The organism is Pseudomonas sp. HN2-3, assembly GCF_020691745.1.
GTDB lineage: Bacteria > Pseudomonadota > Gammaproteobacteria > Pseudomonadales > Pseudomonadaceae > Aquipseudomonas > Aquipseudomonas capeferrum.
On record NZ_CP085704.1, the window covers coordinates 5,420,298 to 5,442,715 of the forward strand.

General features: G+C 62.6%; 20 protein-coding genes and 1 riboswitch. Of the genes, 13 read left to right on the forward strand and 7 right to left on the reverse strand.

Annotated elements, in window-relative coordinates; genetic code table 11:
- Nucleotides 1–242: 242 nt before the first annotated feature.
- The 4 genes from LJX93_RS24610 to LJX93_RS24625 all read left to right on the forward strand — a co-directional run bounded on the left by LJX93_RS24610 (nucleotide 243) and on the right by LJX93_RS24625 (nucleotide 4,837).
- Nucleotides 243–1,235, forward strand: a complete 993-nt coding sequence (locus LJX93_RS24610; RefSeq protein WP_033701883.1) for an ArsR/SmtB family transcription factor — start codon at nucleotides 243–245, stop codon at nucleotides 1,233–1,235.
- A 19-nt stretch (nucleotides 1,236–1,254) separates the two neighbouring features.
- A complete protein-coding gene (metK, locus tag LJX93_RS24615; protein ID WP_033701884.1) occupies nucleotides 1,255–2,445 on the forward strand; it encodes a methionine adenosyltransferase in 1,191 nt (396 codons plus the stop codon).
- A gap of 168 nt (nucleotides 2,446–2,613) precedes the next feature.
- Entirely contained in the window at nucleotides 2,614–4,314 is a 1,701-nt protein-coding gene (gene ligB / locus LJX93_RS24620) for an NAD-dependent DNA ligase LigB (RefSeq protein ID WP_227696502.1), read from the forward strand.
- Between the two features lie 130 nt (nucleotides 4,315–4,444).
- Nucleotides 4,445–4,837, forward strand: a complete 393-nt coding sequence (locus LJX93_RS24625; RefSeq protein WP_033701887.1) for a DUF1090 domain-containing protein — start codon at nucleotides 4,445–4,447, stop codon at nucleotides 4,835–4,837.
- Between the two features lie 71 nt (nucleotides 4,838–4,908).
- On the opposite strand, the gene LJX93_RS24630 is transcribed toward LJX93_RS24625, so the two are convergent.
- Nucleotides 4,909–5,355, reverse strand: coding sequence for a c-type cytochrome (locus LJX93_RS24630; RefSeq protein ID WP_033701888.1), 447 nt, complete (start codon nucleotides 5,353–5,355; stop codon nucleotides 4,909–4,911).
- A gap of 119 nt (nucleotides 5,356–5,474) precedes the next feature.
- On the opposite strand from LJX93_RS24630, the gene LJX93_RS24635 reads away from it, so the two are divergent.
- A complete protein-coding gene (locus LJX93_RS24635) occupies nucleotides 5,475–6,626 on the forward strand; it encodes a murein transglycosylase A (RefSeq protein ID WP_033701889.1) in 1,152 nt (383 codons plus the stop codon).
- A gap of 92 nt (nucleotides 6,627–6,718) precedes the next feature.
- Here LJX93_RS24635 and LJX93_RS24640 read toward each other — a convergent pair whose 3' ends face one another.
- Together LJX93_RS24640 and LJX93_RS24645 are read right to left on the reverse strand one after the other, a co-directional pair.
- Nucleotides 6,719–7,105: an MAPEG family protein gene (locus tag LJX93_RS24640; RefSeq protein WP_033701891.1), complete on the reverse strand. Its 387-nt coding sequence runs from the start codon at nucleotides 7,103–7,105 to the stop codon at nucleotides 6,719–6,721.
- A 28-nt stretch (nucleotides 7,106–7,133) separates the two neighbouring features.
- Nucleotides 7,134–7,967, reverse strand: a complete 834-nt coding sequence (locus LJX93_RS24645) for an EamA family transporter (protein WP_033701892.1) — start codon at nucleotides 7,965–7,967, stop codon at nucleotides 7,134–7,136.
- Nucleotides 7,968–8,277: 310 nt separating this feature from the next.
- Between LJX93_RS24645 and LJX93_RS24650 the strand changes: the two genes are divergently transcribed.
- Complete coding sequence (locus tag LJX93_RS24650) at nucleotides 8,278–9,513, forward strand: cation:proton antiporter (RefSeq protein WP_227696503.1); 1,236 nt, start codon at nucleotides 8,278–8,280, stop codon at nucleotides 9,511–9,513.
- A gap of 34 nt (nucleotides 9,514–9,547) precedes the next feature.
- Here the strand turns inward: LJX93_RS24650 and LJX93_RS24655 are convergent, their stop codons facing one another.
- Nucleotides 9,548–9,949, reverse strand: a complete 402-nt coding sequence (locus LJX93_RS24655) for an acyl-CoA thioesterase (protein WP_012312432.1) — start codon at nucleotides 9,947–9,949, stop codon at nucleotides 9,548–9,550.
- Between the two features lie 179 nt (nucleotides 9,950–10,128).
- Nucleotides 10,129–10,225, forward strand: a riboswitch (S-adenosyl-L-homocysteine riboswitch).
- A 20-nt stretch (nucleotides 10,226–10,245) separates the two neighbouring features.
- On the opposite strand from LJX93_RS24655, the gene ahcY reads away from it, so the two are divergent.
- The 5 genes from ahcY (at nucleotide 10,246) to LJX93_RS24680 (ending at nucleotide 16,796) form a co-directional block, all read left to right on the forward strand.
- The gene (gene ahcY, locus LJX93_RS24660) at nucleotides 10,246–11,655 is read left to right on the forward strand and encodes an adenosylhomocysteinase (protein ID WP_033701894.1); all 1,410 of its coding nucleotides are present in this window, start codon (nucleotides 10,246–10,248) and stop codon (nucleotides 11,653–11,655) included.
- A 168-nt stretch (nucleotides 11,656–11,823) separates the two neighbouring features.
- Nucleotides 11,824–12,669 carry a methylenetetrahydrofolate reductase [NAD(P)H] gene (gene metF, locus LJX93_RS24665; RefSeq protein WP_033701896.1) on the forward strand — a complete coding sequence of 282 codons (846 nt, stop codon included), beginning with the start codon at nucleotides 11,824–11,826 and terminating at the stop codon, nucleotides 12,667–12,669.
- Nucleotides 12,670–12,762: 93 nt separating this feature from the next.
- Nucleotides 12,763–13,839 (forward strand): hypothetical protein, encoded by a 1,077-nt coding sequence (locus tag LJX93_RS24670; protein WP_033701897.1) that lies wholly within the window; start codon nucleotides 12,763–12,765, stop codon nucleotides 13,837–13,839.
- A gap of 51 nt (nucleotides 13,840–13,890) precedes the next feature.
- Nucleotides 13,891–14,679 (forward strand): substrate-binding periplasmic protein, encoded by a 789-nt coding sequence (locus LJX93_RS24675; RefSeq protein WP_047582247.1) that lies wholly within the window; start codon nucleotides 13,891–13,893, stop codon nucleotides 14,677–14,679.
- A gap of 218 nt (nucleotides 14,680–14,897) precedes the next feature.
- Entirely contained in the window at nucleotides 14,898–16,796 is a 1,899-nt protein-coding gene (locus LJX93_RS24680) for a DEAD/DEAH box helicase (RefSeq protein ID WP_186652843.1), read from the forward strand.
- 118 nt (nucleotides 16,797–16,914) lie between these two features.
- Here the strand turns inward: LJX93_RS24680 and LJX93_RS24685 are convergent, their stop codons facing one another.
- From LJX93_RS24685 to LJX93_RS24695, 3 genes are all read right to left on the reverse strand, one after another.
- Entirely contained in the window at nucleotides 16,915–17,490 is a 576-nt protein-coding gene (locus LJX93_RS24685; RefSeq protein WP_033701900.1) for a YceI family protein, read from the reverse strand.
- A gap of 31 nt (nucleotides 17,491–17,521) precedes the next feature.
- On the reverse strand, nucleotides 17,522–18,073 hold the full coding sequence (locus LJX93_RS24690) for a cytochrome b (protein WP_033701901.1): 552 nt from the start codon (nucleotides 18,071–18,073) through the stop codon (nucleotides 17,522–17,524).
- 191 nt (nucleotides 18,074–18,264) lie between these two features.
- Nucleotides 18,265–20,136, reverse strand: coding sequence for a flavin monoamine oxidase family protein (locus LJX93_RS24695; RefSeq protein WP_095063889.1), 1,872 nt, complete (start codon nucleotides 20,134–20,136; stop codon nucleotides 18,265–18,267).
- A 210-nt stretch (nucleotides 20,137–20,346) separates the two neighbouring features.
- Between LJX93_RS24695 and LJX93_RS24700 the strand changes: the two genes are divergently transcribed.
- The gene (locus LJX93_RS24700) at nucleotides 20,347–20,838 is read left to right on the forward strand and encodes a hypothetical protein (protein WP_047582241.1); all 492 of its coding nucleotides are present in this window, start codon (nucleotides 20,347–20,349) and stop codon (nucleotides 20,836–20,838) included.
- A 79-nt stretch (nucleotides 20,839–20,917) separates the two neighbouring features.
- Complete coding sequence (locus LJX93_RS24705) at nucleotides 20,918–22,324, forward strand: adenosylmethionine--8-amino-7-oxononanoate transaminase (protein WP_227696504.1); 1,407 nt, start codon at nucleotides 20,918–20,920, stop codon at nucleotides 22,322–22,324.
- Nucleotides 22,325–22,418: the final 94 nt, after the last annotated feature.

Below are 22,418 nucleotides of genomic sequence, written 5' to 3' on the forward strand. Positions count from 1 at the left end.
TCTCCTGGGGCTTGAATAAGTAGTGAAACGAAAAAAGGCGGCCATTTTCGCCCACTGGGGGGGCTGGGGGCAAACATTAAAGCTGCGAGCGGCAAGCTTTAAGCTGCAAGCGAAAGCAGACCCGCGCGCGGAACGCTCTATTCTTGCAGCTTGAGCCTTGCGGCTTGCAGCTCATCGCCAATATCAAAACTTTTTGATATTGGTCTTGCGGGGGCAACGATGCCTGTCTAGACTGCCGCCCCATGAACCTCCGTGCGCAATCGATCCCCGAGCGAAGCGACACACTGGCTGCCCTGTGCAAAGCCAGTGGCGATGCGCTGCGCCTGAATGTCTTGCGTGCGCTGGCCAGCGATTCATTTGGCGTGCTGGAATTGGCGCAAATCTTCGACATCGGCCAGTCCGGCATGAGCCATCACCTCAAGGTACTGGCCCAGGCCGAGCTGGTGGCTACCCGCCGCGAAGGCAACGCCATCTTCTACCGCCGCGCCCTGCCCGACAGCCTGCGCCTTGGCGGGCGCCTGCACACGGCGCTGCTCGAGGAGGTCGACGACCTGACCTTGCCACCGGCGGTACAGGCACGTATCGCCCAGGTGCAGCAGCGCCGTGCGGCCACCAGCCAGGACTTCTTCCAGCGCGTGGAAGAAAAATTCCGCGCCCAGCAAGACCTGATCGCCGGCCTGCCGCAGTACCGCGAAAGCCTGCTGGCCATGCTCGACAAACTGAATTTTGGCCCGGCTGCCAGTGCACTGGAGGTAGGCCCCGGCGACGGCGGCTTCCTGCCGGACCTGGCGCGGCGCTTCGGCACGGTGACCGCGCTGGACAACAGCCCGACCATGCTCGAGCTGGCCCGCCAGGTCTGCCAGCGTGAAGGCCTGGACAATGTGAACCTGCAGTTGGCCGATGCACTGGATGCAACGGATGTGGCAGCCGACTGCGTTGTGCTGAACATGGTCCTGCACCATTTCAGCGACCCGGCCCTGGCCCTGCGCCTGCTGGCCAAACGGGTGAAAGCGGGCGGCAGCCTGCTGGTCACCGAACTGTGCAGCCATGACCAGGGGTGGGCGCGGGATGCCTGCGGCGACCTCTGGCTGGGCTTCGAACAGGACGACCTGGCCCGTTGGGCCAACGTTGCCGGGCTGGTCCCCGGGGACAGCCTCTACGTGGGCTTGCGTAACGGTTTCCAGATACAGGTCCGCCACTTTCAGCGGGCGACTGGCGACATACACCATCGGTAAATTTTAGGAACCCTTCGAGATGAGCGAATACTCCCTTTTCACCTCCGAGTCCGTGTCCGAAGGGCATCCGGACAAGATCGCCGACCAGATTTCGGACGCTGTCCTTGATGCCATCATCGCTCAGGACAAATACGCCCGCGTAGCCTGCGAAACCCTGGTCAAGACCGGTGTCGCCATCATCGCCGGCGAAGTGTCCACTTCCGCCTGGGTCGACCTCGAAGAGCTGGTACGCAAGGTCATCATCGACATCGGCTACAACAGCTCCGACGTCGGCTTCGACGGCGCCACCTGCGCCGTGATGAACATCATCGGCAAGCAGTCGGTAGACATCGCCCAAGGCGTCGACCGCTCCAAGCCGGAAGACCAGGGCGCTGGCGACCAGGGCCTGATGTTCGGCTACGCCAGCAACGAAACCGACGTGCTGATGCCGGCGCCGATCTGCTTCTCGCACCGACTGGTCGAGCGCCAGGCCGAAGCGCGCAAGTCCAAGCTGCTGCCGTGGCTGCGCCCGGACGCCAAGTCGCAGGTCACCTGCCGCTACGAAAACGGCAAGGTGGTCGGTATCGATGCCGTCGTCCTGTCCACCCAGCACAACCCTGAGGTGTCGCAAAAAGACCTGCAGGAAGCGGTGATGGAGCTGATCGTCAAGCACACCCTGCCGGCCGAGCTGCTGCACAAGGGCACCCAGTACCACATCAACCCGACCGGCAACTTCATCATCGGTGGCCCGGTGGGTGACTGCGGCCTGACTGGCCGCAAGATCATCGTCGACTCCTACGGCGGCATGGCCCGTCACGGTGGTGGCGCGTTCTCCGGCAAGGACCCGTCCAAGGTCGACCGTTCGGCCGCCTATGCCGGCCGCTACGTGGCCAAGAACATCGTTGCTGCCGGCCTGGCCGAGCGCTGCGAGATCCAGGTGTCCTACGCCATCGGCGTGGCCCAGCCGACGTCCATCTCGATCAACACCTTCGGTACCGGCAAGGTCTCGGACGAGAAGATCGTACAGCTGGTGCGCGAGTGCTTCGACCTGCGCCCGTACGCCATCACCAAGATGCTCGACCTGCTGCACCCGATGTACCAGGAAACCGCTGCCTACGGCCACTTCGGCCGCACGCCACAGCAGAAGACTGTCGGCGACGACACCTTCACCACCTTCACCTGGGAGCGCACCGACCGCGCCCAGTCGCTGCGTGACGCTGCCGGGCTGTAATTTTCCTACAGCGGTAAACGAAAGCCCCTGCCGAGCGATCGGCAGGGGCTTTTGCTTTTCAGGTTTTCGCCGTGAGCGTTGTGACATATCGACTGACAACTGCTCACAGCAACCAGCGCGCTACCTGCCTAGGCTGAAGGCTCCTCCCGCCATGCAAGGATGCTGGCCATGTCGTTCATACTGCTATTTGCACTGCTGCTCTCACTGCAGGCCTCGCTGGCAAAGGCCGCCTCATGCCCCGACTGGCCCATGCAACAAGCCGAAACCGAAGTTGCCCACCTGCGCGACACACTTGCCCAATGGGATGACCACTACCACCGCCAGGGCATCGCGCTGGTGGCAGATGAGCTGTATGACCAAAGCCGACAACGCCTGCACCACTTGCAGCAATGTTTCGGCCTGCTGGCAGGACTTGACCCCCTGGCGACGGCACGTGGCCCGGTTCCCCACCCCATCCCGCATACCGGCGTCGACAAGCTCGCCGACGAGCAGGCCGTTGGCCGCTGGATGGCTGGCAAGACGGGCCTGTGGATACAGCCCAAGGTCGATGGCGTGGCGGTCTCCGCTCGCTATCGGCAGGGGCAGCTGGTGCAGTTGCTGAGCCGCGGTGATGGGGTGCAAGGGCACGACTGGAGTCGCCACATCCCTCGGCTCGGCGCCATCTCGCGGCAGCTGCCCCAAGCGCGCGACCTGGTGCTGCAAGGTGAGCTGTACCTGCGCCTGGACGCACATATCCAAGCCCAGGCTGGCAGCGCCAATGCGCGCGGGACCGTGGCCGGGCTGCTCGCCCGCAAGCAGTTCAGCGTGGAACAAGGGGCCGGCATCGGCCTGTTCGTCTGGGACTGGCCACAAGGCCCCGTTAGCCAGGCCGAACGGGTCTCGCAACTGGCGCAACTGGGCTTCCCCGACAGCCAGCGCTACAGCATCGCGATCGACTCCGCCACCCAAGCCGCGCACTGGCGCCAGCACTGGTACCGCTCACCCCTGCCCTTCGCCACCGATGGCGTGATTCTGCGCCAGGGTACGCGGCCGCCCGCCGAGCGCTGGCAGGCCAAGGCCCCTTACTGGCTCGCAGCCTGGAAACACCCTTACGCCCAAGCCCTGGCAGACGTGCGCGAAGTTAGCTTGCGGGTCGGCCGCACCGGGAGGATCACACCGGTGCTGCAGCTTCAACCGGTCAAACTGGACGACCGGCTGATCACCCAGGTAAGCCTGGGGTCACTGGCCCGCTGGCAGCACCTCGACATTGCCCCGGGTGACCAGGTGGCAATCAGCCTGGCAGGGCTGACCATCCCGCGTTTCGAGCGCGTGGTGCATCGCGCGGCCGTGCGCCAACCGGTGGAGGTGCCGCCGCCAGGGCGCTATCACCCGCACAGTTGCTGGCACGCAGGCGATGGCTGCAACGAGCAGTTCATCGCACGGCTCACATGGCTCAGTGGCAAGCAGGGGCTGGCCATGCCACGCACCGGGCCAGGTACGTGGCGGCGCCTGGTCGATGCGGGGGTGGTTACCTCGATGACTGACTGGCTGCACCTCGATGCCCAGCGCCTGAGTGAGGTGCCAGGTATCAGCGAAGCGACGGCCGCACAGCTGGTGAACAGCTTCGAGGGCGCGCGGTCACAACCCTTTGCCCGATGGCTGCGGGCGCTTGGCGTACCCGCCCCCGGCGGCATGCAACTGGAAGGTGAGTGGGCCCAGCTATCCTTGCGTACTGCCGGTGACTGGCGAGCATTGCCGGGTATCGGCGCCGTACGCGCGCATCAGCTTGAGGCGTTTTTCATGGCCAACGAGGTTCGAGCCATCGCAGTGCGGTTGAACGAGGCCGGCGTCAACGCATTCCAATTCAGCGACAAAGCCCCCGCGCAATGAATTATTACCAAAATCCATGTAGGGAAAGTCTGAATATCGACCAGAAAAAACCAACAAGGGTTTCTAAATAGGCAAAACCAAGGCAGGATTTCCCCCAACTTTTCTGCCCGCCCCGTTCAGGAGGCTTTTCATGAAACGTATTTCGACTCTTTTCCTGCTCGCAACCCTTGGTCTGACCGCTGGCGCCGTGCAGGCCGCCCAGCCGGATGCCGGCCTGACCGGCTGCGACGCCAAACGCAGCGCCATCGAAAACCAGCTGAAGATTGCCCGTGAACATGGCAACAGCGACCAGGTCGCGGGGCTCGAGCAGGCATTGGAAGGCGTAAAAAACTGCACCGATAACAGCCTGCGCAAAGAGCGCGAACAAAAAGTGCTCGATGCACGTCATGAAGTCGCACAGCGCGAAAAAGACCTGAAGAAAGCCGAGAAAAAAGGCGACGCCGAAAAGATAAACAAGCGTAAAGACAAGCTCGCAGAGTCCAGGAAGGAACTGCAGGAAGCAGTGGACGAACTGGACCGCTGACAGGCCCTGCTTATGCTGCCTGCCCTGGCTCCATCAGCGGTTTCCCGGTGATGGAGCCAGGGCATTTACCCTCAATGATTGCGAAACTCGGTATGACAGGCCTTGCATGCTGCCTCGACCTTGTCCATCGGCCCTTTCAATTGCGCAGCGTCCAGCGGCTGGCCCCGAGTCGCATCGACCAGCTCGCCAGTCACGCCCTCCAGTTGCCGGGCAAGGTCATGGAAGCGCGCCTGACGCTCCCACACCTCTGCTCGTGCACTGCTGTCGCCGCCATCGCGCACCTGCGGGAAGTGCTGCCACGGCTGCTGCGACAGGGTGTCGAGCTTCACGGCCCCCTCGGCAAACTTCACCCCGTCGAAGGGCAAACGACCGCGCAACATGCCGCCCAGGTCTTCGCTGGCCTTGAGCATGTCCTTGAAGATCACCTTACGCTTGCCCAACGGCGAATTCGGGTCAACACGGTCACAGGCATTCAGGGCCAGGGCTGCGAGCAGAACAACGGTCAATCGCTTGAACATCACGGTCACTACGGCCTACGAAAATGGGCAGCCAGTATCGCTGCCCAGGGGCCAAACACCAATAGCCACATAAAAAACAGGGGCGAATATTCATCTTCGCCCGTGACAGGAAGCCCCACATGAAATCTGCCCTGCGCCACCTGGCCTGGACACTCCCGGCGCTGGCCCTGCTGGCCGGCTGCAACGGCGGCGAAAGCGCCAAGCCAGAGCCCCATGCCATTGCCACCTATGCCAACGCCACCTGGCAGGACCTGCCCAGCGTCAGCGACGCCGACCTGGTTGCCGGCTTCCACGCGTGGCGTAATGGTTGCGAGAAGCTCAAGCGCGACACAGTCTGGGCCGCCACCTGCGAGGCCGCTGCCAGCGTGCCCGACGATGCCCTGCAGATACGCGCTTTCCTGCAGCAGAACCTGCAGGTCTATGGCCTGCGCTCGGCCGAAAACAATGCCAACGGCCTGATCACCGGTTACTACGAGCCGGTCTACCCCGGCAGCCTGAAGCCTACCGAGGCCAACCACGTCGCAGTTTACGGCGTGCCCGACGACATGATCGTGGTCGACTTGGCCAGCGTGTACCCAGAGCTCAAGGGCAAGCGCTTGCGTGGGCGCCTGGACGGCCGCGTGCTCAAGCCTTACGACACCGCCGAGGTGATCAACCGTGAGGGCGTCAAGGCACCGGTGCTGGCCTGGCTGACCGACCCGATGGACCTGCAGTTCCTGCAGATCCAGGGTTCGGGCCGGGTACAACTGGAAGATGGCCGCCAACTGCGCCTGGGCTACGCCGACCAGAACGGCCACCCCTATCGGCCGATAGGCCGCTGGCTGGTGGAGCAGGGCCAATTGAAGAAGGAAGAGGTGAGCATGGGCGCCATTCACGCCTGGGCCCAGGCCAACCCACAGCGAGTACCGGAATTGCTCGCCAGCAACCCCAGCTACGTGTTTTTCAGCACCCGCCCCGACAGCAACGAAGGCCCGCGCGGCTCGCTCAATGTGCCATTGACGGCCGGGTACAGTGTGGCAATCGACCGCAAGGTGATTCCGCTGGGCAGCCTGCTCTGGTTGTCGACCACGCGCCCGGACGGTACGCCGGTGGTGCGGCCGGTAGGCGCTCAGGATACGGGCGGAGCCATTGCTGGCGAAGTGCGTGCGGACCTGTTCTGGGGCACCGGGCCTGAGGCAGGCGAGCTGGCCGGTAACATGAAGCAGCAGGGGCAGATCTGGATGTTGTGGCCCAAAGGCAAACCGCTGCCTGAAGTGCCGAAAGTCCTTTGATACGGTGCTGAATGCTTCGCGGATAAAACCGCCCCCACAGGGATCGCAATGGCCCCTGTGGGGGCGGGTTTACCCGCGAAAAGAGCGACGATTCAGGCCGAAACGACGAAGAACGACACGATCAGCGCCAACCCGGCAAACCACACCAGCGAGCGCAACGCCGCCCAGTCCGCCAGGTAGCAGATGATGTAGAGCAGCCGACTGGTGATGTACATCACGCCCAGCACGTCCTGCGTCACTTGTTCGGCATTGCCGACGATATCGGCCACCAGCACGGCCGCCGCAAATGCCGGAAACGCCTCGTAGCTGTTCTGCTGCGCGGCGTGGGCACGGCGCGGCAGGCCCGATAGCGTATCGAGGAAGGCGCGCGGGTCGTGATTGTCCTTGAGGCCGAAACGGCCACTGCTCACCTTGGCGATCAACGCACAAAGCGGCGGCAGTGCCAGCGCGATCAGGATGCACCACAGGGCAACGGTCATGGACAGGACTCCTTGTTCAATAATCGGGTTAGAGCTTCATTACCAGCATGCCTGCCAGCACCAGCCCGCAAGCTAGGAGTCTTGGCCCGCCAAAAGGTTCTTTGAGGTAGCGCATGCCAAACAGCACCACCAGAATTACGCTCAACTCTCGCAACGCTGCCGCTTCAGCCACCGACCCCAAGTGCATGGCCCACAGCACCAGGGCATAACTGAACAACACGCAAAACCCTACGGCCAACCCCAGCCGCCATTGGGTTCGCCAGAACAGCACGAAGGGTGCCCGCCGCGCCACACTGGCCAGCAGCGGGAAGGGCCAGGCGCTGAGCAAGGTCAGCCATACCAGGTAGTCCCACGGCTTGCCCCACAGCCGCACCGCCTGCCCATCGAACCAGGTGTAGCAACCGATGCACAGGCCAATCAGCGCCACTACCGGCAACATCGACCACGGCAGGCGATCACCCCCTCCCCCCTGCCAGAGCAGGCATGCCATGCCGCAAGGGATGAGCAGGATGCCGATGATCTGCTGCTGGCTCAGTGACTCCCCGGCAAACGCCAGGGTCAGCCCCAGCACCACCAACGGCGACAAGCCACGCATCAGAGGATAGACCAGCCCCAGGTCACCGACCCGATAGGCCTGGATCAGCAGGAAACGGTACAGCTGCTCAGCCAGCGCCGAGGCGATCAGCCAGGGCCAGATTTCAGCGGGGGGCACCTCGACGAAGGCGACGGCGAGCACTGCGAAGGCCAGTGCGACGGTGTCCATGCTGGCGATCACCAACAGGCGCTCGCCGCTGAATTTGATCAGGGTGTTCCAGGTCGCATGCAGCAAGGCGGCGACCAGTACCAGGGAAGTTGCCAACACGCCGTGAGGTCCTTGTGACGTTATTGAGGCCTGAATATATCGCCTTCAGAAGGGCGCAGTCTGGCATTTGCATGGCGAAAGTGCCTCAGCGCTTTGACATCGAGTGCCGCGCGGGCGGCGCTCGATCTCCCAGGCGCAAAAAGCCCTAAAGGCATGCACCTGACAGCCCCAATACGCCCTAAACCCAACACATCCGGAACGATTCCAACAATTCCGGTCAAATCGTGTGTCCCGAACCCCTCGCCAGGTCATCAAAGAACTGCCCGAGCCATTCGGGTACGACTTGGAAGCCACTGTTACAGGATTCGGGATGCTTGAATTAGTTGCCGCGTTTATCTGCCTCACCACCCTCCTCACCTACGTCAACTACCGCTTCATCGGCCTGCCACCCGCCATTGGCGTGATGGTCACCGCGTTATTGTTCTCCCTGATGCTGCAGGGCCTGAGCCTGATCGGCTTCCCTGGCCTGGAAGAACGCGTCGAAGGCCTGATGAACCAGATCGACTTCAACGATTTGCTGATGCACTGGATGCTGGCGTTCCTGCTGTTCGCCGGCGCCTTGCACGTCAACCTCTCGGACCTGCGCAGCTATCGCTGGCCGATCGGCCTGCTGGCCACTATCGGCGTGCTGATCGCAACCGTGGTCATCGGCTACCTGTCGCATTGGGTGTTCGCGATGTTCGGCTGGCAGGTGCCGCTGATCTATTGCCTGCTGTTCGGCGCGCTGATTTCGCCCACCGACCCGATTGCCGTGCTCGGCGCATTGCGTACCGCCAATGCATCCAAGCCACTGAAAACCACCATCGTCGGCGAATCGCTGTTCAACGATGGCACCGCAGTCGTGGTGTTCACCGTGCTGCTGGGCATCATCCAGCTGGGCGAAACCCCCAGTGCCTACGACACGGCGGTGCTGTTCGCCCGTGAGGCCATTGGCGGCGTGGTATTCGGCGGCCTGATCGGCTACGCCACCTACCGCATGATCAAGAGCATCGAACAGTACCAAGTCGAGGTCATGCTGACCCTGGCACTGGTCATCGGTGGCTCGGCGATGTGCTACGAGCTGCACGTCTCGGCGCCGATCGCCATGGTGGTGGCCGGCCTGATCATCGGCAACATGGGGCGCAACCTGGCGATGAACGATATGACCCGTCGCTACATGGACGGTTTCTGGGAGTTGATCGATGACATGCTCAACGCCTTGCTGTTCGCGCTGATCGGCCTGGAGCTTCTGCTGCTGCCGTTCAACTGGATGCACCTGGCGGCCGGTAGCGTGCTGGCGTTTGCGGTACTGCTGTCGCGGCTGTTGACCGTGGCCCCGGCAATCGTGCTGCTGCGGCGCTGGCGCCCGGTCCCCAAAGGCACTGTGCGGGTGCTGACCTGGGGTGGTTTGCGCGGTGGGGTTTCGGTGGCCCTGGCGCTGTCGCTGCCGCTGGGCGAAGAGCGTGACCTGCTGCTGTCGATCACCTATATCGTGGTGCTGTCGTCGATCCTGGTGCAGGGGCTGAGCATCGGCCGCGTGGTGCGCAAGGTCAGCGCCCAACCCTGAAAAACCACGGGGCCGCTTTGCGGCCCCCGGGTTTTCACTCCACCGCAGAATCCGGGAACTGGTCCTGCACGTACTTGATCTCGGTCCGCCCATGCGCCGCTGGCTGGCCATCTTCACCCAAGTTGACGAAGACCATCTTGTCGACCGTCAGGATGCTCTTGCGGGTGATCTTGTTACGCACCTCGCACTTGAGGGTGATCGAGGTACGGCCAAACTCGGTTGCGGTAATACCCAGCTCGATGATGTCGCCCTGGCGCGATGCACTGACGAAGTTGATCTCCGACATGTACTTGGTCACCACACGCTGGTTGCCCAGCTGAACGATGGCGTAGATGGCCGCCTCCTCGTCGATCCAGCGCAACAGGCTGCCACCGAACAGGGTGCCATTGGGGTTGAGGTCTTCGGGTTTTACCCATTTGCGGGTGTGAAAGTTCATCTGTACTCCTGACCTGCTTGGCTAACGTGTACTCATGATGGCAGAGCCGCCGTCACCGCTCCATTGAACATCGACTATCGTCTCGATTAATCGACAGAAAACCTTGGGCGAAGGTCCCGGTCACGGCTATAATCTGTGCCGTTTTACATGGCCACCCGCCGCGGGGCCATGCCCGCCACCTGTCCGAGGGGCGCTGCAGCAGGCTAGGCCTGTCAGGCTCGGATGGGGCGTTGTCCGCTTCTGCGGACGCTCAACGCACAACGGCGCCCATTCGCACACTACGAATGGAGGCTCTCATGAGCGCTGTAAACACGCCTGCTGGTTTTACCGATTTCAAAGTCGCTGACATCTCCCTGGCCGCCTGGGGCCGTCGCGAAACCATCATCGCCGAATCGGAAATGCCTGCACTGATGGGCCTGCGCCGTAAGTATCTCGCCGAGCAACCGCTCAAGGGCGCGAAGATCCTGGGCTGCATCCACATGACCATTCAGACCGCCGTGCTGATCGAAACCCTGGTTGCCCTGGGTGCCGAGGTGCGCTGGTCGTCCTGCAACATCTTCTCCACCCAGGACCAGGCCGCTGCCTCCATCGCCGCCGCCGGTATCCCTGTGTTCGCCTGGAAAGGTGAAACCGAGGAAGAGTACGAGTGGTGCCTGGAGCAGACCATCCTCAAGGATGGCCAGCCATGGGACGCCAACATGATCCTCGACGACGGCGGCGACCTGACCGAGCTGCTGCACAAGAAATACCCGGCCGTGCTGGACCGCGTCCACGGTGTGACAGAAGAAACCACCACCGGCGTGCACCGCCTGCTGGACATGCTGGCCAAGGGCGAGCTGAAAGTCCCGGCGATCAACGTCAACGACTCGGTCACCAAGAGCAAGAACGACAACAAGTACGGCTGCCGTCACAGCTTGAACGACGCCATCAAGCGCGGCACCGACCACCTGCTGTCGGGCAAGCAAGCCCTGGTGATCGGCTACGGTGACGTGGGCAAGGGCTCGGCCCAGTCCCTGCGTCAGGAAGGCATGATCGTCAAGGTCACCGAAGTCGACCCGATCTGCGCCATGCAGGCATGCATGGACGGCTTCGAGCTGGTCTCGCCGTTCATCGACGGCATCAACGATGGCAGCGAAGCCAGCATCGACAAGGCCCTGCTGGGCAAGATCGACCTGATCGTCACCACCACCGGTAACGTCAACGTCTGCGACGCCAACATGCTCAAGGCCCTGAAAAAGCGCGCCGTGGTGTGCAACATCGGCCACTTCGACAACGAGATCGACACCGCCTTCATGCGCAAGCACTGGGCCTGGGAAGAGGTCAAGCCGCAGGTACACAAGATTCACCGTACCGGCGCTGGCGATTTCGACCCGCAAAACGACGACTACCTGATCCTGCTGGCCGAAGGCCGCCTGGTGAACCTGGGTAACGCCACCGGTCACCCAAGCCGCATCATGGACGGTTCGTTCGCCAACCAGGTGCTGGCCCAGATCTTCCTGTTCGAGCAGAAGTACGCCGACCTGTCGGCCGAGAAGAAAGCCGAGCGCCTGACCGTTGAAGTGCTGCCCAAGAAACTCGACGAAGAAGTGGCCCTGGAAATGGTCCGCGGCTTCGGCGGCGTCGTCACCAAACTGACCGCGCAGCAAGCCGAATACATCGGTGTGACTGTCGAAGGCCCGTTCAAGCCGCACGCCTACCGCTACTGATAAGCGGCAAGCTTGAAGCTGCAAGCGGCAAGAAAAGGCGCCCCGTGCCGCTGTCGCTTGTGGTTCATGCACTAACGATCTTGAACGATGCCAAGCCAGATCGGCCATCACCGATCTGGCTTTTACTTGCAGCTTGCCGCTAGCAGCTTGCTGCTTGAGGAAAGAGTGATGTCACAAGAACGCCGCTACAGCTTCGAATTCTTCCCGACCAAGACCGATGCCGGTCACGAAAAGCTGATGGGCGTTGCCCGCCAGCTGGCCACCTACAACCCGGACTTCTTCTCCTGCACCTACGGTGCCGGCGGCTCTACTCGCGACCGCACGCTGAACACCGTGCTGCAGCTGGAAAGTGAAGTGAAGGTACCTGCAGCGCCGCACCTGTCGTGCGTTGGCGATAGCAAAGAAGAGCTGCGCAGCCTGCTGGCCGAATATAAGGCAGCGGGCATCAAGCGTATCGTCGCCCTGCGCGGCGACCTGCCCTCGGGCATGGGCATGGCCAGCGGCGAGCTGCGCTATGCCAGCGACCTGGTCGAGTTCATCCGCCAGGAAACCGGTGATCACTTCCACCTGGAAGTGGCCGCCTACCCCGAGATGCACCCGCAGGCGCGCAACTTCGAGATCGACCTTGCCAACTTCGTGCACAAGGTCAAAGCCGGTGCCGACAGCGCCATCACCCAGTATTTCTTCAACGCCGACAGCTATTTCTATTTTGTCGAGCGTGCGCAGAAACTGGGCGTCGAGATCCCGGTGGTGCCCGGCATCATGCCGATCACCAACTACAGCAAGCTGGCACGCTTCTCCGACGCCTGTGGCGCCGAGATCCCGCGCTGGATCCGCAAGCAACTGGAAGCCTATGCCGACGACACCGCCAGTATCCAGGCATTCGGCGAAGAAGTGATCACCCGCATGTGCGAACAGCTGCTGCAAGGCGGCGCACCGGGCCTGCACTTCTATACGTTGAACCAGGCCGAAGCGAGCCTCGCGATCTGGAACAACCTGAAGCTGCCTCGCTGAAACTTCTTGGCAATATCTGCTTAAGAAATGATTAAGGCTTTGGTCATAGACTAAGGCCTTATTTATTTTCGGGTTAAACAGGTCTTGCCTGACATGCAGCATCCCCAGCCATCGCGCCCTCAGCTCGTCTACCTGGCTTTCGGCCCGGCCACCTACCATCAGGAAGCCTGCTTCAGCATCGTCAGTGCCCTTGCCCACCTGGGCCGGTCGGCAGACGAGGCCCTGGACATCCAGGTCTACACCGACAACCCAGCGCCGTATGCCAAGCTGCCGGTCACGGTGCATCTGCTCGACGAAGCCACGCGCACAGCGTGGAATGCGCCCCACGGTTATCACTTTCGCAGCAAGCACGTGCTGCTCCGCCAGGTACTCGAGCAGCACCCACTGGCCATACTGATCGATACCGACACCTTCTTCCGGCAATCGCCGATGCGCCTGTTCGAGCGCGTCAAGCCCGGCCAACTGCTGTGCAACGCCATCGGTGGCCGCTACGGCGCCAACCAGAAGTGCCTGCTGTACAAGAACCTGCTGGCCGTTCTCCAGAGCCGAGGCCTGGCCGATTGCCAGATGCCGCTGATCAACTCTGGCGTGATCGGGCTCAGCGCCGAAGACGCGCCGACCCTGGACCACTCCATCGCCATGATGGACGAGTTCTACCCACTGGCCCGCGAGGCTTACACCCTGGAGGAGTTCTGCCTGGCGGTGGCGGCCTACCGCAGGCTGAAGGTGGCCGAATGCACCGACGTCATTCACCACTACTGGAGCCGCAAAGCCCAGTTTCGCGCCAAGATCCAGGCCTGGCTACGCAAGCACGGCGATGCGCCGCTTTGCGAGGCGGCGCTGGCCGATGTCGCACGGGTCAACGATCAACTGCCACGGCCGCCAACCCTGCACCGTTTGGGCTACAAGGCACTGAGCCTGACCCTGCCCCGAAACGAGCGGCAGTTTGCCCGCGAATTGCTTTACGGCAGCTACCCCTACCCCAATGAATTCGACCGCGCCTGTGCATCGGCCTGGTGGGACAAAGCCTTGGAAAACTTCAATGCGCGCCACGGCCGCATCGAGCCCGAGCAGTTGCGCCAGTGTCTGCGCCACCCGGGCTTGCGCCTGTCGCTGGGGGCGCGGCGCAAGGATATCGAAGCGCACCTGTTAAGCTCGGCGCAGGCCTGAACAGCCTCCTCTTACTGGCCTTGAGCAGGCCGAGCGCGTAATCTGCGGCCCATGTCCGCCATCATCCGCCTCTTCTGGATCCTGCTGCTCGCCTGCCTGAGCCCGTTGGCCCTGGCCGAACGCTTGCGCCTGGTGTCCGACGACTGGGCGCCATATGTCTACCAGCAGAAAGGCCAGCCCCGAGGTATCGATTACGAGGTCACCACCCAGGTCTTCAAGCGCTTGGGTGTAGAGGTGGAATGGCAATTTCTGCCCTGGAAGCGCTGCCTGGCGATGATCGAGCAAGGGCTGGCGGACGGTATTGTCGATATCTTTCAGATCGACGCGCGCAGGCCTTTTCTGATCTACCCGTCGGAGCCCATGTCGGATGTCGAGTTCGTGCTGTTTCAGGCCCGCAGCCGTCGGCACGCAGTGACCGGCCTGAATGACCTCGCTGGCCTCAGCGTAGGCACATCGCCCGGCTATATCTACGGCTCGGCCTTCAACGACTCGCCCCGTTTCCGACGCGAAGCAGCCCCCACCCATGAAGCCAACTTCGGCAAGTTGATGCTTGGCCGTATCGATCTGCTGATTACCGACCGCAGGGTTGGCCGCTACCTGATGCGTCAACTGGGCCTGGAACAGCAGGTCGAAGAACTGCCGCTGCTGATCAGCCGACAGACGCAGTACCTGGGGCTGACCCGTAAACCTGGGCGCGAAGCATTGGCCCAGGCGTTCGCTGAAGAATTGCAGCGCTTCAAGCAAGAACCCGCCTATGCCGCCATCAACAACCGTTACACAGGCGACATCGGAAACATTCTCAACGCCGTTGAGCAGCAGGAAAGCAGCACGCCGCGATAGCTCTGTTATACTCGGGCCTTCCCGCCAGGCTTACGCCCGGACGCTCGGCCTAGCAACAGGCATCCCGATCGGCATCGACGCCCTACCGCGTCAGCCCTCCGCTTCCTGGATGTGCAGTGAAAGCCAAGCTGGACCGGACGCGATCGCATCTCACCGATGCCCGTCGCGCCAGGCAGAACATCCCAACGGGCCCAGCCCACACGAGAACAGGATCGCCCATGTCCTTTGCTTCCCTCGGTCTCTCCGAGGCTCTTGTCCGCGCTATCGAGGCTGCGGGCTATACCCAGCCGACTCCGGTGCAACAGCGGGCTGTTCCCGCCGTGTTGCAAGGCCGCGATCTGATGGTCGCCGCACAGACAGGTACTGGTAAAACCGGCGGTTTTGCCTTGCCGATCCTCGAGCGCCTGTTCCCCGGTGGCCACCCCGACAAGTCGCAGCGCCATGGCCCACGCCAGCCCCGCGTATTGGTCCTGACCCCGACCCGCGAACTGGCGGCCCAGGTGCATGACAGCTTCAAGGTCTATGCTCGTGACCTGCCACTGGTCAGCGCCTGCATCTTCGGCGGTGTCGGCATGAACCCGCAGATCCAGGCCATCGCCAAAGGTGTCGACGTCCTGGTGGCGTGCCCTGGTCGCCTGCTCGACCTGGCCGGTCAAGGCAAGGTTGACCTGTCCCATGTAGAAATTCTGGTCCTCGATGAAGCCGACCGCATGCTCGACATGGGCTTCATCCACGACGTCAAGAAGGTCCTCGCCCGACTGCCGACCAAGCGCCAGAACCTGCTGTTCTCGGCCACCTTCTCCAAAGACATCACCGACCTGGCCGACAAGCTCCTGCACAACCCGGAGCGCATCGAAGTCACGCCGCCCAACACCACGGTCGAACGCATCGAGCAGCGCATCTACCGCCTGCCCGCCAGCCACAAGCGTGCACTGCTGGCACACCTGATCACCCTGGGTGCCTGGGAACAGGTATTGGTGTTCACCCGTACCAAGCACGGCGCCAACCGCCTGGCCGAGTACCTGGAAAAGCACGGCCTGACCGCCGCCGCCATCCACGGCAACAAGAGCCAGAACGCTCGCACCAAAGCCCTGGCCGACTTCAAGGCCAATGCCGTACGGGTGCTGGTTGCCACCGACATCGCCGCCCGCGGCCTGGACATTGATCAGTTGCCCCACGTGGTCAACTTCGAGCTGCCCAATGTCGAAGAAGATTACGTGCACCGTATCGGCCGTACTGGCCGTGCAGGCCGTTCGGGTGAGGCTATTTCCCTGGTCTCGCCAGACGAAGAGAAGCTGCTCAAGAGCATCGAGCGGGTCACCAAGCAGAAGATTGCCGATGGCGACCTGATGGGCTTTGATGCAAGCCAGGTGGAAGCCGAGAAGCCTGAAGTACGCGAACGCCCGCAGAACACCGGCCGTGGCGGTCGCAACCAGCCACGCGGCGAAGGCGGCAAAGACGCCAACGGTGGCCGCAAGGACAAAGGCAAGGATAAAGGCAAGGCCAAGCAGCCCGCTGCCGACAAGCCTGCCGAGAAGGAAAGGTCCGGCGACAAGCCGCAGCAGCGCAAGCCGCGTGACAACAAGCCACGCCAGCAGCAAGCCAGCCAGAACAGCACACCCAAAGCGCCATCTGACCGTGCGCCGGATGAGTTCCTGGATGACGAAGTCGACAACTTCGGCAACCGCGCCGACTACGTCAGCCCGTACCAGGGCAAGAACCAAGGGCGTAACCGTCGTCCTGGTGGTGGTGGCGCTGGTACTGGCGCAGGCCAAAGCCAAGGTGCTGCCCAGCGCAGCAACGGTGGTGGCGGTGGCCAAGCTCGCAATGGCGCCCAGCCACGCAGCACCAGCGGCGAGAAGCGCCCGCCGCGCAACAACAACGGTGGCGGTGCACGCCGTGATGGCGGTGGCGGTGGCGGTGGCCGCGGTCGCCCGGCTCGCGATGATGCTGCCCGTCAGGAACCTGCAGTACGCAGCTCGCGTGAGCCGCAGAACCAGCCGGTGATCATCCGCAAGGAATCCAAGCTCGACCGTTACCCGACGCCTGAGCAACTGGACGATCTGCCAAGCCGCCCACGTGGCGAGCGCCCGGCGCTGCTGACTCGCAACCGCTGATCGTAAAAAGCTGGGGCCGCTGCGCGGCCCTTTCACGGCAAAAGGCCGCTCTGTGTAGGAGCGGCCTCGTGTCGCGAAAGGGCCGCACAGCGGCCCCAGCTTTTTCAGCTACAACACATTACTTCTGCTTCACGCCTTCAAGGCTGATATCCAGGTCCACGGTCTGCGAAGTCGCGCCTGGCCCCTTGATGCCAAAGTCATTCAGGTTCAGCGTCGTGGTGGCGTTGAAGCCAGCACGCTCGCCACCCCATGGGTCCTTGCCTTCACCGTTGAAGGTGGCTTTGAAGGTGACCGGCTTGGTCACGCCGTGCAGGGTCAGGTCACCGGTCACGTCAGCGGTCTTGTCACCGGTCGATTTGACGGCAGTGGAAACAAACTTGGCGTCTGCAAACTTGCCCACATCGAGGAAGTCTTTGCTGGCGATGTGCTTGTCACGCTCGGCGTGGTTGGACCACAGGCTGGCAGTCTTCACGTCGACGCTGATCTTGCTCGCTTCAGGCTTGGCGCTGTCCCAAGTGAAGTTGCCGTCGAAGTCCTTGAAAGTACCGTGGATGAAGCTGTAGCCCAGGTGGCTGATCTTCCAGTCGACGAACGCGTGCTGGCCTTCCTTGTCGATCTTGTACTCGGCGGCCATGGCGCCAGCGGAGAACAGTGCAGTACCGAGCGCCAGAGCGGCAAAAGTCTTTTTCAACATCCTTTCTATTCCTTGCAATTGAGGTTGAGAGTCAAGCTTTGCGGCCCAGCATACGGGTCAGGGTCGCGTCACGGTCGATGAAATGGTGTTTCAATGCGGCCAGGCCATGAAGCACGGCAAAAATCACCAGGCCCCAGGCCAGCCAAAGATGAATCACACCAGCCAGGTCCGCCTGATCGGGCAGGTCGCTGACCAGTGCCGGTACTTCGAACAGACCGAATACCGGAATACCGACGCCGTCGGCGGTGGAGATCAGGTAACCGGCGATCATCACCGCGAACAGCCCCACGTACAGTGCCAGATGGCCCAGTTTGGCGGCCACGCGGGTGAGTGCCCCGTGGTTGGCCGGCGCCGGCGGTGGCGGGCTGATGAAACGCCAGATCAGACGCAGCAGCATCACACCCAGCAGCATCAGGCCGATGCTTTTGTGCAAGTCCGGGCCGGCTTTGCGCCAAGGGTCGTAGTAGTCCAGACCGACCATCCACAGCCCCAGGCCGAATAGGCCGAAGACTGCCAGCGCTACACCCCAGTGCAGGATGATGCTGACCACGCCGTAGCGAGAAGGTGAATTGCGCAGTTGCATGTTGGCGTGTTTCCCCGTGAAAGCTGTGCACAGACTAACGCGTAACGTATCGAATAAAAGCGGAAAAAATTGCTTCGGATTATCGAGAAATCCGATATGTATTGTGTAAGCTTCCCATTAAGGAAACATTAACGATAGTTGGATTAACGCGGGCCGCCAGTGCCGGCCCTTAAGCCGGCACTGGGAGGAGGTCAGCCTGCCTTGGCCTGGGTATCGGCCACTGGCTTCTTGGCCGGCGCCGATTTTGCCGTGGCCTTTTTAGCCTCGACAGGCTTGTGCGCCTGTTTTGCCGCCGGCTTGTGTGCTGGCGCATGCTTGGCAGGGGTTACCTGGGTTGCGGCGGGCTTGGCGGCAGCAGGCTTGGCCGCCTCTTGCTTGGCCTCAACTGCCGGTGCAACGGGGGTTGGCGCAGCAGGCGCCGGTGCCACTTCGTCGGCCTTGGCAAGCGGCTCGGCTTTCACCTCAGGCTTGTCAGCCCCGCCAAACAGGCGCGAGAAGAACCCTGGCTTGTCCTGCTTGGCCTCATCTTTCAGCGGCTCGGCCTTGGCGGGGGCTTTTTCAGACTTGTCGGTCTTGCCGGACCCGCCACCGAACATGTTCGAGAAGAACCCGCCCTTGTCCTTGGCCGCAGCAGCACCTGCTGCGGCTGCGGCCGCAACCGGCACAGCCTTGGCGGGGTCGAATGACTTGCCGGCCAACAGGTCCTGTGCCTGGCTGGCCGCACGTTGGCCGCTGCGCAGAGCGCCTTCCAGGGTGCCAGGGTAGAGGGCGTCGGTATGCTCGCCGGCAAAGGTGATGCGCTGCACCGGGCGCTCCCACAGGCGCCAGTACTTGCTGATCTGCCCCGGGCCATAGGCCAGGTAGGCGCCGCCCATACCGGCGTCGGTGCTGTAGCGCTTGACCTCGTAGCCGGTGAACGAGCCCCGGGCCTGTGGATAAAACGCGTGCAGGCGGATCAACACCTGGTCGACCATCTGCTTGTCACCGAACGCCTGCAACAGGCGGGCGTTGTCGCCGGACAGGTTGATCACCACGTTGGCGCCGCCTTTGAGTGCCGGTTCGATCCACAGCATGCCCAGGCCGGCGTTGCTGAAGATTTCGCCAGACATGCGCGCCCGGCTTTCCCACACCGGCTTCTTGAACTTGAGCATCAGCTGGTCGCGCCAGCCATAGTTGGTGCCCTTGATCGCCGCCAGGTGCTGGTTGTCCAGGCCCGGGGTCATCTGGATCTTGGCCAGGGCGCGCAGGGGCACAGCCATGACCAGGTAATCGGCCTGGTAGCCCACGCTGCCCACCTTGACCGTGACGCCGTCCTTGTCCTGGACGATGGCGGTGACCGGCGAGCTGGTCTTGATAGTCTTCAGCTGTTTGACAAAAGCCTGAGCCAGTACCGGGCTGCCACCGGGCAGGCGCGCGGCGCGCAGGTCACGGTCACTGACACCCCGATACACGCGATTCTGCTGGGCGAAGTACAGCAGCGACAGGCGTGACGGCTCATCGTAGCGGCTACGGATCTGCTGGTTGACCAGCTGACGCGCGGTGGCTGGCAGTTGCAGCTTGTCGAGCCAGGTGGAAACGTTGATCTGGTCGAGCGCGAACAATGTGCTGGTCGCCTGGGGGTTCAGCGGGTCGTCGATCGACCGGGCCAGGTCATCGAGGGTTTTCTCATAGCGCTTGAGCGCCTCGGCGGTGGCGGGCTGCTTGGTGGCCAGGTCGGTGGCACTGAAGTATTCACCGTCGATCAGGTAACCCGGCGTGCGCACGAACTCCGGCGCAGGCAGTGTTTCAAGCTTGAAACGGTCGAGGTACTGGTTGAGCACCGGCTGCGCCTTGGCATTGCCGATCCACTCGCTGGTCGCCAGGCCCGAGCGGCCGCCCATGCCCGACTTGGCTTCCAGCAGCGTCACCTGCCAGCCCTTGCTCTGCAGCTCGTAGGCTGCGGTAAGGCCCGCCAGGCCGCCACCCACGACGATGGCCGTGGGCGTTTTGTCCTTCGCCAGCGCGGCGCCGCTGGACACACCGATCAATACCAACGCGCACAGGCGCACCCAAGCAGCAGCCATGTTGGCGAACTCCGAGTCAGACGTTTCAGAAAAAAAGGGAGGCAGAAATGCCCCGAGACAGATGCGTTAAGAATACGTCAGGTCTGCCAACCCTGCCACCACAGCGACATCAAGTCCTTTTGGCAACTGACATTTTTGTCAGTAGCCAGCTCGCACCACGGCAGGTAATGCTGACGCGAATGGCCAAGCGCCCGCCAGGAGGGCCTGCAGATGATCTTCGAGGAGTGTTTCACTCACGTCGCACGGCAATTTCTCTGGCACAAACAAACCTTGTGCACGGCATCTGGCCTGAGTATTCGCGCCAACAGCACATCCTGGACGGGCTTTCACGAAGCGTTCAGGGGCGACGATGGCACGGAACTGGTAATTGGCGAAAACAGCGATGTGGATATCACCTTCGCCCAAGAGGTCGAATGCTTGCGACTGGAGTACTACGTGGTCAGCGACTTCCTTTGTGACGACCTGCACATGCTGTTCGATGCCGAAGGCCACGATTACGACCTGGCTGCTCCCGCGCCACGCAACTTCTACTGGATCACGATCGAAGGCAGCGGTTTTACTGACCTGATGCCCGGCCCCATCTCCACACAACCCTATCACCAGGTCATCGACGGGCCTTTCCGGCGTCTGACCATTTCCACCTCGCAGGCCGGCACCGTACATATTCGCAAGCTCGAATGGACCGGCACCCAGCGTCATTGATGAGCAGCGGTTGTCCTGCCCGGCAGCTTTGCTTAGGCTTACGCGGTCCAAGCCAGCAGTGCAGCCAGGAGAAGTACCCATGGGCCTCAACGATCAGTGGATGCAACGTGACCTTAAGGTCCTGTGGCACCCCTGCACCCAGATGAAAGACCACGAGCAGTTGCCGCTGATCCCGATCAAGCGCGGTGAAGGCGTGTGGCTGGAAGACTTCGAAGGCAAACGCTACCTGGACGCCGTGAGCAGTTGGTGGGTCAACGTGTTTGGCCATGCCAACCCGCGCATCAACCAGCGCATCAAGGACCAGGTCGACCAGCTGGAACACGTGATCCTGGCCGGCTTCAGCCACCAGCCGGTAATCGAGCTGTCCGAACGCCTGGTCGCCATGACCCCGGCGGGGCTGGACCGGGTGTTCTACGCCGACAACGGCTCGTCCTGCATCGAAGTCGCACTGAAGATGAGCTTCCATTACTGGCAGAACATCGGCAAACCCGAGAAGAAACGCTTTGTCACCCTCACCAACAGCTACCACGGCGAAACCATTGCCGCGATGTCGGTGGGCGACGTGCCGCTGTTTACCGAAACCTACAAGGCGCTGCTGCTCGATACCATCAAGGTGCCCAGCCCGGATTGCTACCTGCGCCCCGACGGCATGAGCTGGGAAGAACACTCGCGCAACCTGTTCCAGGCCATGGAGCAGACCCTGGCCGAACACCACGCCAGCATCAGCGCGGTCATCATCGAGCCGCTGATCCAAGGCGCGGGCGGCATGCGCATGTACCACCCGATCTACCTCAAGCTGCTGCGCGAAGCCTGTGACCGCTACGGCGTGCACTTGATCCACGACGAAATCGCCGTGGGCTTTGGCCGCACCGGGACGATGTTCGCCTGCGAACAGGCGGGTATCCGTCCAGATTTCCTGTGCCTGTCCAAGGCACTGACCGGGGGTTACCTGCCGCTGGCGGCGTGCCTGACCACCGACACCGTGTACCAGGCCTTCTACGACGACTACCCGACGCTGCGCGCGTTCCTCCACTCGCACAGCTACACCGGCAACCCGCTGGCGTGCGCCGCCGCGCTGGCGACGCTGGATATTTTCGCGCAGGACAACGTGATCGAGGCCAACAAGCCCCTGGCCGCACGCATGGCCACGGCCACCGCGCACCTGGCCGATCACCCGCATGTGGCCGAGATCCGCCAGACCGGCATGGCCCTGGCCATCGAGATGGTCCAGGACAAAGCTGGCAAGGTCGCCTACCCCTGGCAGGAACGCCGTGGCTTGAAGGTCTTCGAGCACGCCCTGACCCGTGGCGCCTTGCTGCGCCCGCTGGGCAGCGTGGTGTACTTCCTGCCGCCGTACGTGATCACGCCCGAGCAGATCGACTTCCTTGCCGAGGTGGCCGGTGAAGGCATCGACATCGCCACGCGAGACAGCGTCAGCGTGGCGGTGCCGGCCAACTTCCACCCCGATTTCCGCGACCCGGGCTAACCCAACACCACGCATTCCCTGGTAGGAGCGGCCTTGCGTCGCGAAAGGGGCGCGCAGCGGCCCCGGCGATATTTGTTGCGCCACAGAACCTGGG